This is a genomic window from Paenibacillus sp. FSL W8-0439, from assembly GCF_038008995.1.
Taxonomy (GTDB): Bacteria; Bacillota; Bacilli; order Paenibacillales; family Paenibacillaceae; genus Paenibacillus; species Paenibacillus polymyxa.
In genome coordinates, this window is sequence record NZ_JBBPAK010000001.1 from 4,597,501 (window position 1) to 4,610,470 (window position 12,970).

Consider the following 12,970-nt stretch of genomic DNA (forward strand, 5'->3'; position numbering starts at 1 on the left):
GCCTTCACCAATTATCTGACGTCCCTTCTAACTTCTCCACGCGTTGCCGCCTCCACCCTTATGTATAAGGCGTCCCATTATGGGACGCCTTTTTTCATTATGAAGTTGATTTGCAACTTACATTCTGGCCTTTTACTAGTGTCCCATTGCAATCCAATGAACCCATCCCTCACATGTCGAACCCGATTGTCTGCGTTCCACTGTAAGCACTGCCGAATACCTCTGTCGCTGGATAACAGATACGGTTATTCCTGGTAAGCTCGCATTGGCGGTGATTGCATATTGCGTATCTATAAAAGGCTTCTCAAACACAACGTTCACTTTGCTTGTAACTTCTTGTGCAGGAAGATAAAAAGAAGTGCTACCAAATTGAGGTGAAGTCACTTCACTGTCAGTAGTCCCGTCATCGGTCACTGAGCCATCATGAATGGCATTCCGACCTAATTCTTTTTCAGTCTGAGAAGCTAGATGGTTTTCTTGCTCTAGCAAGCGCATTCGCTGCTTTGGACGCTGTCTCCCTTCCGCAATGTGAATACTGGTTATGGAACAATCCAATAACGAATCTTGCTCGGTCTGACCTTCCGTCTTCATAGATGCCATGTCGTGTTCCGTTCCGCATTCGGTATCTGAGTCAGGCACAGACAACAGCAGCACAGATGCTCGATTCATCTGCATCGCTTCCTCTAGCGTTTTGGGAAGCTTATGCTTTTTCCATGCCGCTTCCTCTACAGCTTGAAGCGAGGTATTCTTCTCTACGGGGACAGGTATACTTGCCGTTCCACGCTGAGTGGGTCTGTGACTGCCAGCGCCAGCAGGCGAAACCGTTTTCTCCTTGTTTACACGGGGAGAGGGGACAGTATTGGAATGGTTACGCCGTGCTATTTTTTTATCCTTAGGGCTATGGTTCGTGCGATGGTTCATGATGACCGCTCCTTTGACACAGGAGTGAAACAGCGGTCGCTCCGCTGCATTCACCCAGGTGGGAATCATGGCCTAATGCCTATGCGATAGCCTATGCACGTAACCACGACCACGTCACTCAATTGCACAGTCTGTTACAATTTGAGCCCAGCGTTCTGCAGAGTGCTGCCATAAAAATTGGCTCCGCACCTCACCCAGCCCGGCTTCTCCCATCCGTTGCCGTAAGTCAGGCTGCTGGAGCAACCTGATGATGGCGTCGGCCATTTCCTGCTCGCCGTGTGACGGATAAACCAACCAGCCTGTCTTGCCGTGTTGTATAACCTCCGGAATACCACCGATTCGTGAGGCTACCACAGGCACGCCTGCCGCCATGGCTTCCAGATTGACCAGCCCGAAGGCTTCAGCTTCTACTGAAGGAACAACCGCCACATCGGCTAACTGATATAACGAGGCCAATGCCGGATGCGGCACATAACCCAGGAAGTGCACATGCCTCGCCAACCTTAGTTTACGTATCTGCCGATGCAATGCTGCGGTGTATGGCGTGAGGCGGTCGTGACCGTAATAGGCACTCCCTGCTATAAGCAGCAGCACGTCCGGACAGGTATGGACGATACGCCGCAAGGCCTTTAGCAACCGATGAACTCCCTTCCCCGGCACCAGTCTGCCTGCATATAACACGATTCGGCGGCCTGACCAGCCGAAGTCTTCCAATCGAGCCGACCTGATCGCTTCTGCTGCAGGAGTCCACCGTGGCAGGAAATCGCCAGGATGAATACCCAGCTTGTTGATGACGATGCGCTCTCTGACCGCATCGGGACTGTCAGAAGCCACAACAGCCCCTAAATACGCACTGTTCACAATAATACGATCCAGCGGCAACAGCAGCCTACCCATGTCCTTCCGTTTGAGGTGAGGCTCCCGGATGAACGTGGTGGAATGCAAAGTCAGCACAATTTTGCTATCGGGCAAAGCCTCGCGAATAGCATAAGCAACTGCGGGGCGGTTGTGTACATCTATAACCGCAGGTAACCATCTTTTCAAATCAGCGATTACCTCGGGTATATAACCCGCTCCCCGCGTATAGCGCATACAAGGAATTCCGTCAACATCGCCGTGATCCGGTGTTTCTGCCCCTCTTATGCCATAGATCTGTGCCTGAAGCTTATGGCTAGCCAGTGGTACCATACGAGCAATTACCCTCTCCACTGAACTGCTGCGGGACGAAGGTATAACAAAAGAGCCCGGTGTAATGACTGCTACCTTCAGCCTCTGCATCACCTCACCTACTTTCCTTACCTTATTCCTTCACCCTTCAACACTCATCTTGTATCATATCGTCTCTTGCTCTGAAAGGTGCTTGGCTTATGACTTTGGGCATATCGCAAGGCTAGCGTCCATGCCTGGCCGATCTTTAATTCATATGATGGACTAGAATCACAATATGGTCAGTTGGATTGACGATAAGGAGGGCGGACATACTCATGTTGCATGTCGGAGTCATGCTCAACCCGGCAACTTACCGGGGCATTCCCGTCATGAGGACGCGATATGAATCTATCGCCAATTACGAGGAGGCCGGGTTAAGCTACGAGCTAATCCCCTGCTTTCTTCGTCTGGAAGATATTCATATATCGACCGGAACATGCCGGGCTTTTGTTAAAAACGGCAACGAGTATCGGCAGATGACTCTTCCGTTGCCGCCAGTCATCCACAATCGCACTCTCTATCGGCAAAATGAAAATGCCCGCGATATCAACAGGCTGGTACACAAGGGATTCTATATTTTTAATGAACAAAACCGTTTCGGCAAAGACCATATACATGCAATTCTACAGGAAGACCCTCTGCTACATTCCCACCTGCCCAAAACATTGCAAGGCGATCCTTCTTCCATCCGCACCTTGATGGAGCAAACCGGGGATGTTGTAATTAAACCCAGTAGCGGCAGCGTGGGTAGAGGAATTATGCGGCTGAGGCATTCCAGCGGAAGCTGGACATTGCAATGTGCTCATCCAACGATATCTGGGCGTTGGTCCACACTACGGTTGAATGTCGGAGAACTCCCTTTATTTCTGCATAAGCGACTGATGCGTGTGCCTCACATCATTCAGGAAACCATTCCGCTTGCTTTATGCGACAATCGTCCATTTGATATCCGTGTGACGGTTCAGCGCGGATATGGCGGAATATGGGGCGTGACAGGCATGTTTGCCAAAATTGCTCCATCCCACACTTTCGTCTCGAATGTAGCCCAGGGCGGCACGGCCCGTTCCCTACCAGAGGTGTTATCACGAACAGAGACGGTGCAGACCTCAAACATAGCCCGGCTGATGAATGAGCTAGAGAGACTCTCATTGCAAATCGTCCACCGATTGGCACAACACCTACCCCGTCTCGCTGATGTCGGACTGGATCTGGGAATTACCCATGAAGGCAAGATTATTTTTATCGAATGCAACGGTCGTGATCAGCGCTATGGCTTTAGCCAGGCAGGCATGAGTAATGTCTGGAAAGAAACATACGCTCAGCCGATGGCTTACGCTCGTTGGCTTCTCGAACGAATGTCTTCGTCAGGCACCGAACGTTCACCAGGCCGTCCCCTGTATTGATTTACGTCACATTCTGTGTCAATATAGTTCAGAGCGGCCGGACAGGTTCCGGCCAAGACGGCTCGGAAATGAACAAGGGGGATCTGTAATGGCAAAACAGTGGCTGCGGCTTATGACGGAGCTATCATCGCGCAAGTGGGTGTGCCGGATTGTGGGCTCCTTCGCGCAAAGCGGTGCAAGCCGACTTTTTATCCCCACCTTTATACGTACGTACCAGATCCAGACGCATGAGGCGGAACAGGATTGGAAAGAATACCGCTCCCTGAACGCCTATTTTACACGCAAATTAAAAGCGGGCATGCGCCCGATTGATACGAACGCCGAGGTGATGACCAGTCCGGTGGATGCACGGATTACTTTTACCGGCCCAATTACGTCTGGCACTCTTTTGAATGTCAAGGGGCAAGACTATACGCTGGAAGAGCTTCTTAACCGCTCTCCACGTCTTGAGAAGTACACACACGGCTATGCTTTTGTGCTCTATCTCAGCCCGACGGATTATCATCGTATTCATGCACCGGTATCCGGTACACTGGTAGAAAAGGAGCATCTGCGCGGCAAAGTATACCCAGTGAATGACTTCGGCTTGCAGCATATGAGAGGAGTTCTTAGCCGCAATGAGCGACAGATTACGTACATGGCCCACGAATATGGTGAGGTGGCGGTCGTCAAGGTTGGCGCAATGAATGTGAGCAGCATCAAATATACCGATGAACAAGCGACTTCCTGGACAAAAGGTGACGATCTCGCCTATTTCGAATTTGGCTCAACCGTCGTTTTGCTGACTGAAAACGGCACATTTGAGCCAGACCCCGCATTGAAGCTGGGGGACGTGGTGAAAATGGGACAACGTCTTGGTAGCTTTCGACACGATCCTAAAGCATAAATAAAGGATTGTAACAAAAAAATAGCTGCACATTTGAGCATGGGGATCGAATGATTCAAATGGCTCATACGAAAAAGGACCCAGCGTAACTGCTTCGGTCCTTTTTGATTTATCCTTTATATTCGTCATGCGTTAATAGCCTATCGAATCTCAGACGGACTTTTTCCTGTATACTGCTTGAATTGGCGGCTAAAGAAAAAGATGTCGCGGTACCCCAAAGCCTCCGCCACCTCAGTTACATTCATTCCGGCATGTAGCAACAGATGCTGCGCGCGCTCAATCCGCATGCTGATTATATGGGATTGCACGGAAACACCTAGCAGCTCCTTGAATTTTATCGAAAAATAACGCGGTGACAGCCCTGCACGTGCTGCCAAATCCTCGACTCGATGAGGAAGTCCCGGATGCTGGCGCACGTAGTTGGCCGTTTCTCGAATGACCTCGGTGAGCTGGTTACTGGCCTGTTGCTCCTGCGGTTCCTTCCGATCTGCACGCAGCAGATGAATCATCAGTTGCTTCAGGATCAGCCGGCCCTCCTCATCAGCCCCATAGGCACGCTCCAGACGCAGACGGACATATCTGGCAAGCATATGCTCCACCTCGAACGTTTCTTCCAGCATGCGGTAGCTGGCTGGAATTTGCTTGGGTTGTTCGGTGAGATCAAAATGAATATAAGTAAGTATGAGCGGCTTTTGCGGATTATGTGTGGCACGGGTATCGTCTCCCGGCTTGAACAAAAAACAACTGCCCTTGCTCACCGGATAGGCTTCCCCATTTAATACAACCGTTCCTTCTCCACTCCATACATAAAATAAATCATAGTTTGGCATCGGCTTCTCGCGTACCTGCCATTTCCAGCCCGGCTCGCACACAATTTTGGCAAAGGCCGGCAGCAGGATAAACGATGACGCAGATGTATCCAGCAAAATCTGTACCTCCTTTGGTTCATCTCTGGTTGTCCTGTTATCCCGTTATTTTATAATATAAGCGCAGCGCCACGATTAAGCAAAAAATACGCTCTTATGGCCCCTAATGCTTGTGCGTGACGCTTACCGTGTGTAATGCTATAATATGTAATCAAAATGACTTGGAAGGATGAAACGGGAATGAATCCACTGGCAGCGCAGTTAAATCAAAACATTCAGACAGGCAACGAGCATGTATATCAAATGCTTTCTCTTTTAGGTAAAGAGATTTATTTTCCAAAAGAAGGGATTTTGAGTCAATCCGCCGAGGCAGGGAAACTTGCCAAAAAGTATAATGCTACGATCGGGATTGCTACTGAAGGCAATGGTCCTATGCATTTGGAGGTTATTCAGGAGAAGCTGTCCGCTTACAGTCCCAAGGATTTGTATCCTTACGCTCCCCCTGCGGGCAAGCCTGAACTTCGTAGCGTATGGCGTGACAAAATGCTGAAAGAAAATCCTTCGCTGGCTGGAAAAGGCTACGGCCTTCCTGTAGTTACCAACGCGCTGACCCACGGTTTGAGCATCGTTGCCGACCTGTTTACGGATGAAGGAGATGCTGTCATTTATCCAGATAAAAACTGGGAGAACTATGAACTGACTTTCGGTATTCGCCGTCATGGACGTTTGGTGAATTTCCCGTTGTTCACAGAGGATCACCGTTTTAATAGTGAGGGACTACGCGAGGCGCTACTGGCGCAGAAAGAATACGGCAAAGCGATCGTTGTACTGAACTTCCCGAACAACCCGACAGGCTATACACCGGGCCTTGAAGAAGGTAAAGCAATTGTCGCTGCCATTCAGGAAGCGGCGGAAGCAGGCATCAATGTCGTAGTTGTGACAGATGACGCTTATTTTGGCCTGTTCTTCGAGGACTCTCTGCATGAATCACTATTCGGTCAGCTAGCCGGGCTTCATCCGAGAATTTTACCAGTCAAAATTGACGGAGCTACCAAAGAAGAATTCGTTTGGGGCTTCCGTGTCGGATTTATTACCTTTGCTTCGGAGCATCAGGATGTACTGAGCGCACTGGAACAAAAAACACTAGGGATTATCCGGGCAACGATTTCGAGCGGTCCTCACCCATCTCAAACCTTCGTACTGGATGCTCTCAAATCACCAGAATTTGAACAACAGAAGAATGAAAAGTTCCAAATTATGAAGGGGCGGGCTAATAAAGTCAAAGCGTTGCTCGATAGCGGAAAATACGGGGATGTATGGAGCTACTATCCTTTCAATTCAGGCTATTTTATGTGTCTCAAGCTGAACGGCTTGTCTGCTGAACGACTGCGCACACATTTGCTGGAACAATATGGGGTAGGCACGATTGCACTGGGTGAATACGATCTTCGTATCGCATTCTCATGTATCGAAGAGGAGTATCTGGAAGACCTATATGACATTGTGTATCGTGGTGCACAAGATTTGTTGAACGCCTAATCTGTCTGTATCAGGTTAGAATATATAGTATAACTAGCGGTATGCCAGATATTAGGGCATACCGCTTTTTGGGTCGGCTGACTATTGTCCATCATACGTCCGCACAATTATCCTTCCGCAGCGAGCAGAGGTTCCTGTGCCAGTGGCAGCAGGATGACGACCTCCGTTCCCACTCCGGGCTCACTTTCATAGCGTATACTCCCGTTCATGGCTTCAATAATTCGAAAGGAAACGACCGTTCCCAGTCCTGTTCCTACCTCTTTGGTTGAAAAAAACAAAGTACCCACTCGTTCGAGATGCTCCTGGCTCATGCCTTTTCCAGTATCCCTGATACTCAGACATGCCTGCTCTTCCTGTATCGCCAGCTTTATGTATACCCTGCCTCCATCTTCCGCAGCTTCAATCGCATTTTTCGTCACATGTATTAACGCCTGTAGCAGCTGGTTACGATCTGTATGTACATAAATTTCATTCCTTAGCTCTGTATACAGCCTTACGCCTTGCTTGGTCGCCATTGGTTTCAGAAGCAAAACGATCTGTTGAACCATGCCAGACAGATCCATCCGTTCTGTGTTCCCAATCTGCGGTCTGGATAAATTCAGATAATCGCTAATAATTCTTTCAGCCCGATCCACCTCTGCCAGTGCCAAAGCAACATATCTGCGATTTTTCCCTTCTAATCCTGACTGAACCATTTGCAGGAACCCTTTTACGACGGTTAAAGGATTCCGTACTTCATGAGCCATCGAGGCTGCCAGTTCACCCAACGTATTCAGACGCTCGGCATATTTAATTTTTCTTCTCATTTCTTCCCGCTCCAAACTAAATTCCATCCAGAAAGAAGAGGCTCCAATACTTAGGAATTGAATCACACCGAACCAGAGTATTGAGCGAATCAGCTCAATCTCATCCTCATCCAGTCTGCCATTGATCCAAGAATGTATTAAAAGAAAAATCAGCATAACTCCAGTGATCCATATACTCATTACCATATTCATGCCCACTCGAAGCAACATGCTTTTGAGCTGCATAAATTTTTTTCTTACCAAGAGAGGTCCCAAATAACACAACATCATGCTCGGAAGCCCCACCACCATAGACTCGGGGCCTACATACATACGAGCCATTACCATTAGCGTCACATTCATTAGACCTGCCTTGGGACCAAAATATAAAACAGAGAGAATCAAAGGAACATACCGAAGATCCCAATATAATCCGTACCAAATGTACGAAAACATAAGGCAAAGCACCGAAGAAACACCCAGCACCCCTCCCATAAGCAGCGGGGTATGCTTCCTATGCCGATGATCCAACAAAGCGCTATATACGAGTAACGGTACAAACACAAGAAATATGTTCACGAGCAGCTTATCTACCAGCATCTCGTCTTTCCCACTTTCCAAGTGATAATGATTACATACTTCTTCTATTCTCGATAATACGTACCTTTTCCTCTCTCATCTCCTGCATCTGATGAAAAATATAGGGCGATTCGGCAACACACCAGAACATTGGCCCACGCAATCCGGAAACCCACTTCATAAGATACGATGTATCCTTTATCACAATGACCGAGAGGAGAATGAGCATGGGAGCAGAAGAAACAAGAGGCGGTTACGGTGGTTACGGCGCATTCACAAGCACAGGAACAATTTTGGTACTGTTCATTTTGTTAGTTATCATCAGCAAAACGATCTTCGTTTAAGCAGACCGATATCTGCACCCACGACTACCATAAGCAGTCAATGTACAAAAAAGGCTAATTCGCAGGCAGCTCAGCTTTTGCTGCTTGCGAATTAGCCTTTACTTTATTGACACAGATATGGATTACACTTCTTCCTCATCCTGTCCGTCCAAACGCCATTTTTTGGCTTGAGTACCACGGAGCAGGAACACAACAAGGACTCCCCCAACCAACGTGAGCAATGTAGACAGTAAGTCCTGCGTTCCTTTTGCCAGAAAAGGAAGCCACAGCACCACCGCAGCCGGCAACGTCAACCGAACAACAAAGTCAAGAAAAGACGCACGGCGACTATGCGCAGGAATCGGATATAACTGAAGCCACAACGAATCCCTGTGATACTGTCTCAAAGAAGTAATCTGAACACCTATGAGGAATATAAAAAATAAATATACGGCAATACCAATCCAGCTAGCATGGGTGATATATATAATTAACAGACCCAGAATACCTAACCGAATGACAATGCCTGCTGGTTCTGTACGCAAGAACGTCTTAAACAGCAGGTAACGATACGCTCCCTTTCTGTTCCAAGGTATGTTGCCACCCAGCCAGGACAGCCAGCGGCGCGGCGTCACTCTCTGTGTAAGGGCAGGCACATCGACAAACCAGCCCAACGTACGCATCACGCGGGCAGCCTGCATAGCCTCTGTGCGGATCAGTTTTTCCCAAGCCACTAGCAGTTTGACCGGCAAACGCAGAACAAGCACGTACACCACGCCAACCAATACGATAAACGGCAAGCTGTGTAGCGGGGGCTGCCATAGCCATGCGGCTACCATCAGCACAGCCAGCACCCACCGCAGTAGACGATAGCCTATGCTCCCGCCAACCGATACCATGCGAAGCTCCTGCCAGCCGCCGTAGCTAAATAGCACCTTCAGTAGCACGAACAGCAGCAGAGTCAGTAGCAGCGGCTTAGGTGCAGCATCACTGCGGATATACAACGGCCACAAAATCATGGACAGCAGCAGCAGACCGAATATTTTGTACACCACACCTCGAATCCGGCTGGCCTTAAAATATTGTGGCATCGCGTACTCCTGGGGACGAAGGAAGACTATATCTGCCGCATTCAAATACGTTCGAAAGCTCGCATGCGCAATTGGAATAGCTACAATAAGCATGATCCAGCGGATGGGCAAATCCGGCGGAATATGCATGAGTAGCGACGTGTACCATGCGGCAAAGGCAATCAGCGCAAAGCCGAAGACCACTGCAAGGCCGCTCTGAATGACATAGCCCAGATAAGGCAGCACCTGTCCCCAGAACGCTAGACGTCTTTCTTTATGCAAACGTTGCAAATCCATGCTCATTCCCTGCCCTGTACCAGCTCATAAAATGCATCTTCCAGCGGCATGCCCGGCTTACCCGCCTGTGCTGTCACTTCATCCAGCGTACCCTGAGCAATGATGGCACCCTGATGAAGCACAATGAAACGATCGCAATAATTTTCAATCGTGGACAAAATATGAGAACTGAGCAAAATAGACGAGCCCGAACGTTTCATCTCCAACATAAAGTCAAGCAGAGAACGAATGCCGAGCGGGTCCAAACCCAAAAAAGGCTCATCTATGACATACAACGGCGGCCCCGCTAAAAATGCGCACATAATCATCACTTTTTGGCGCATCCCTTTGGAGAGATGCATCGACATACTTCCGCTTTTATCCCGCATACGGAACAAATCCAGCATTTGATCACTGCGCGTGCGGAAATCTGCTTCGCTGACTCCGTACGCTCTAGCCGTGAACTCCATATGCTCCATCACTGTCATTTCAGGATACAGCTCTGGAGCTTCAGGTACAAAAGCAATAGCTCCCTGATATACCTCGGGATTCTCATCCTGCTTATGCCCCTGTACGCGAATCTCTCCGGCCTGCGGTGTCATCAGACCCAAAATATGCTTCATGGTCGTACTTTTCCCGGCCCCGTTCAAACCGATCAGTCCCACCATTTCACCCGGCTTCACATCGAGCGAAATCTGATGCAGCACCGGGCGTTTGGCGCTGTATCCACCAGTCAGTCCGTTAATTTGCAACACAGGCTGTTGTTCCATGGCTCCCCCTCTTCTCCCTTACTCGTTCGGTTTTGATCCTTTTTCCTTCAGCCATCTTGGCGCACCCTTGTTTTTACGATCACGCTCGCGCTGTGCCTTTCCTGCTTTGGATAAGGCTGCTCCTTTGCTCTTGCCTGGAGCTGAACCGTTCACGGAATTCCTGCCTGGACGTCCTGCTTCAGTCCGAACAGGTGTCTTGCGGTTTTCCGTCACTGTTCCATTGGAAATAGATCTAGTTTCAGATGGCCTTACAGGGGCACGCTTGGCATCCGCCGGGCGCGGCACCACAACTCGACCTCCGTACAACGCACGCTCTGCAATATCGATTCCTAGTTCACGAGAAAACTTACGCATGATGAACGTTTCGCGGTCGGTCACAACCGACACTACTAATCCTTTGCGTCCCATACGTCCTGTCCGCCCTGCGCGGTGAACATAAGCTTGACTATCCGTAGCCGGGTCAAAATGAATGACCATTTCAAGACCCTCAATATCCAGACCACGGGCCGCTACATCGGAAGCGACCAGCACTTTGAGCTTGTCCTCGCGGAATCGAGCCAACACATTGCTGCGCGTGACTTTATCTGCATCTCCATACAAGGATGCCGTAGTTAGACCCATATGCTTGAGCTTGGCTTCAATTTCCCCAATAGCATTGGTTGTATTCACGAACACCAGCGCTTTTCTCGGATTAAAATGCCGTACCAGACGGCGCAGCATATCCACCTTATCCCGTTCTTCGGATACAAAGTAGTAATGTTCCAGTCCACTGGCCGTCTTCTGGTCAGGATCAATCCCGATTTCTACGTAATCAGGCATCTCCCGTTGTGCCAGCGACTGAATTTCATTATTCAGCGTTGCGGACAGGAATACCAATTGACGGTCACGTTGGGCAGAGCCCAGTATATTGGTCACATCGCCTGCTCCGCCGAGCTGGAACATCTGATCCACCTCATCGATGACAATAGTTGTAATATTGTGCATCTTCAGCTTTTTCGAAGCGATGAGTTCCCGTACACGGCCTGGTGTGCCTACCACAAGCTGTGGGTGATCCTTTAGCTTTTCGATTTGGCGCTTGATGGCTGCCCCACCAATCAGACCCAGTACACGGATTCCACGATGCTCTCCGTAGCGCTGACCCTCACGTACAATTTGCATGGCCAATTCCTGGCTTGGAGCCAGTATCAGCTTTTGCGTAGCCTTTTTCTGTGGGTCAATCGCTTGTAGCAGCGGTAGCAAATAAGCCAGTGTTTTGCCTGTGCCGGTTTGCGAGCGTGCTAATACATGCTGTCCCTTCATTATTTCCGGTATAGCCTCTGCCTGAACTGGCGAAGGCTGTGTAATTTCATGCTCGGTCAGTTTGTCCAGCAGATCTTGTTCAACGCCGAGCGCTTCAAAATTCAATGTCATGAAAAGGTCCAACCCCTATACGTAAATTCGTTACTCTCCATTATATGCGAAAATAGCCTTGTTACCAAATCACAAAAATAAAAGATGTCCCTCACCACACCTAATGGCTACGGGACATCTATTATTTCTTATTGATCACACCATGCCCCAGCCTGTCGATCAGTCTGGGAGCTAGTTGATACAGCTTGAGAAAAGGAGATACCCACTGTGGCAGATTAACCTCCTCCTTACCAAGCTCCATCGCCCTTACGATATGCTGTGCCACCTTATCAGGTTTTAGCATAAACCAGCCAACATTCCGCACATAACCCCCGGAGGGATCTGCCAGCTCAAAAAACGGTGTATCAATCGGCCCGGGGTTAATCGTCGTTACGGTCACTCCACTTCCGCGCAGTTCTTGCCGGAGCGCATTACTGAAACCGAGCAACGCATGCTTCGTGGCCGTATAAGAAGCCGATTTGGCTGTCCCGATTTTCCCGGCCATCGATGCTACATTAACAATCTGCCCACAGTTCCGCTCTGTCATTTGTGGCAGAAATGCCTTGATGCAGCGAACAACCCCCATATAGTTCACGTCCATCATTTGTTCGAACTCTGTCAGGTCGGTCTCATTAAAATACTCAAACTTACCGTACCCCGCATTGTTGAGCAATATATCAACCCGTCCGTATTCTTCCAATACTCGTGCAGCCACAGCCTCTACCTGCTCCTGGCAAGTTACGTCCAGTGGGATCAGCTCGTGCCTGCCGCTGATTCCCGCAGATACTTGCTTCAGTCGTTCCTGCGAGCGCGCTGTTAAAATAGGAATCGCGCCCTTTGCGCTCAACAACTGAGCGCAAAGGGCGCCAATCCCACTGGATGCACCTGTAATCACAATTACCTTATCCTGCAATGTACTCATGGACATCCCTCCACATTAAAGAAACTTACTCC

General features: G+C 49.2%; 12 protein-coding genes. 4 read left to right on the forward strand and 8 right to left on the reverse strand.

Annotated features, from left to right (window positions below; translation table 11 throughout):
• Window positions 1-135: 135 nt before the first annotated feature.
• Together MKX36_RS19775 and MKX36_RS19780 are read right to left on the reverse strand one after the other, a co-directional pair.
• Window positions 136-921, reverse strand: a complete 786-nt coding sequence (locus tag MKX36_RS19775; RefSeq protein WP_340865416.1) for a WIAG-tail domain — start codon at window positions 919-921, stop codon at window positions 136-138.
• 114 nt (window positions 922-1,035) lie between these two features.
• Window positions 1,036-2,199 carry a glycosyltransferase family 4 protein gene (locus tag MKX36_RS19780; RefSeq protein WP_340865417.1) on the reverse strand — a complete coding sequence of 388 codons (1,164 nt, stop codon included), beginning with the start codon at window positions 2,197-2,199 and terminating at the stop codon, window positions 1,036-1,038.
• Window positions 2,200-2,405: 206 nt separating this feature from the next.
• Between MKX36_RS19780 and MKX36_RS19785 the strand changes: the two genes are divergently transcribed.
• Together MKX36_RS19785 and asd are read left to right on the forward strand one after the other, a co-directional pair.
• Window positions 2,406-3,533, forward strand: coding sequence for a YheC/YheD family endospore coat-associated protein (locus MKX36_RS19785; RefSeq protein ID WP_113050781.1), 1,128 nt, complete (start codon window positions 2,406-2,408; stop codon window positions 3,531-3,533).
• A gap of 88 nt (window positions 3,534-3,621) precedes the next feature.
• Window positions 3,622-4,419 carry an archaetidylserine decarboxylase gene (gene asd, locus MKX36_RS19790; protein WP_016820056.1) on the forward strand — a complete coding sequence of 266 codons (798 nt, stop codon included), beginning with the start codon at window positions 3,622-3,624 and terminating at the stop codon, window positions 4,417-4,419.
• A gap of 140 nt (window positions 4,420-4,559) precedes the next feature.
• Here the strand turns inward: asd and MKX36_RS19795 are convergent, their stop codons facing one another.
• The gene (locus tag MKX36_RS19795) at window positions 4,560-5,345 is read right to left on the reverse strand and encodes a helix-turn-helix domain-containing protein (protein ID WP_016820055.1); all 786 of its coding nucleotides are present in this window, start codon (window positions 5,343-5,345) and stop codon (window positions 4,560-4,562) included.
• 180 nt (window positions 5,346-5,525) lie between these two features.
• Here MKX36_RS19795 and MKX36_RS19800 point away from each other — a divergent pair, with 180 nt between their 5' ends.
• The gene (locus MKX36_RS19800; protein WP_016820054.1) at window positions 5,526-6,824 is read left to right on the forward strand and encodes an aminotransferase class I/II-fold pyridoxal phosphate-dependent enzyme; all 1,299 of its coding nucleotides are present in this window, start codon (window positions 5,526-5,528) and stop codon (window positions 6,822-6,824) included.
• A 107-nt stretch (window positions 6,825-6,931) separates the two neighbouring features.
• Here MKX36_RS19800 and MKX36_RS19805 read toward each other — a convergent pair whose 3' ends face one another.
• Window positions 6,932-8,209, reverse strand: coding sequence for an ATP-binding protein (locus tag MKX36_RS19805; protein ID WP_340865420.1), 1,278 nt, complete (start codon window positions 8,207-8,209; stop codon window positions 6,932-6,934).
• A gap of 206 nt (window positions 8,210-8,415) precedes the next feature.
• On the opposite strand from MKX36_RS19805, the gene MKX36_RS19810 reads away from it, so the two are divergent.
• Window positions 8,416-8,532, forward strand: a complete 117-nt coding sequence (locus tag MKX36_RS19810) for a hypothetical protein (RefSeq protein ID WP_013372853.1) — start codon at window positions 8,416-8,418, stop codon at window positions 8,530-8,532.
• A 122-nt stretch (window positions 8,533-8,654) separates the two neighbouring features.
• Here MKX36_RS19810 and MKX36_RS19815 read toward each other — a convergent pair whose 3' ends face one another.
• The 4 genes from MKX36_RS19815 to MKX36_RS19830 all read right to left on the reverse strand — a co-directional run bounded on the left by MKX36_RS19815 (window position 8,655) and on the right by MKX36_RS19830 (window position 12,938).
• Window positions 8,655-9,878: an ABC transporter permease gene (locus MKX36_RS19815; RefSeq protein WP_039276203.1), complete on the reverse strand. Its 1,224-nt coding sequence runs from the start codon at window positions 9,876-9,878 to the stop codon at window positions 8,655-8,657.
• Window positions 9,879-9,880: 2 nt separating this feature from the next.
• Window positions 9,881-10,627, reverse strand: coding sequence for an ABC transporter ATP-binding protein (locus MKX36_RS19820; RefSeq protein ID WP_016820051.1), 747 nt, complete (start codon window positions 10,625-10,627; stop codon window positions 9,881-9,883).
• An 18-nt stretch (window positions 10,628-10,645) separates the two neighbouring features.
• Entirely contained in the window at window positions 10,646-12,037 is a 1,392-nt protein-coding gene (locus tag MKX36_RS19825; protein WP_340865421.1) for a DEAD/DEAH box helicase, read from the reverse strand.
• Between the two features lie 121 nt (window positions 12,038-12,158).
• Complete coding sequence (locus MKX36_RS19830) at window positions 12,159-12,938, reverse strand: SDR family NAD(P)-dependent oxidoreductase (protein WP_340865422.1); 780 nt, start codon at window positions 12,936-12,938, stop codon at window positions 12,159-12,161.
• Window positions 12,939-12,970: the final 32 nt, after the last annotated feature.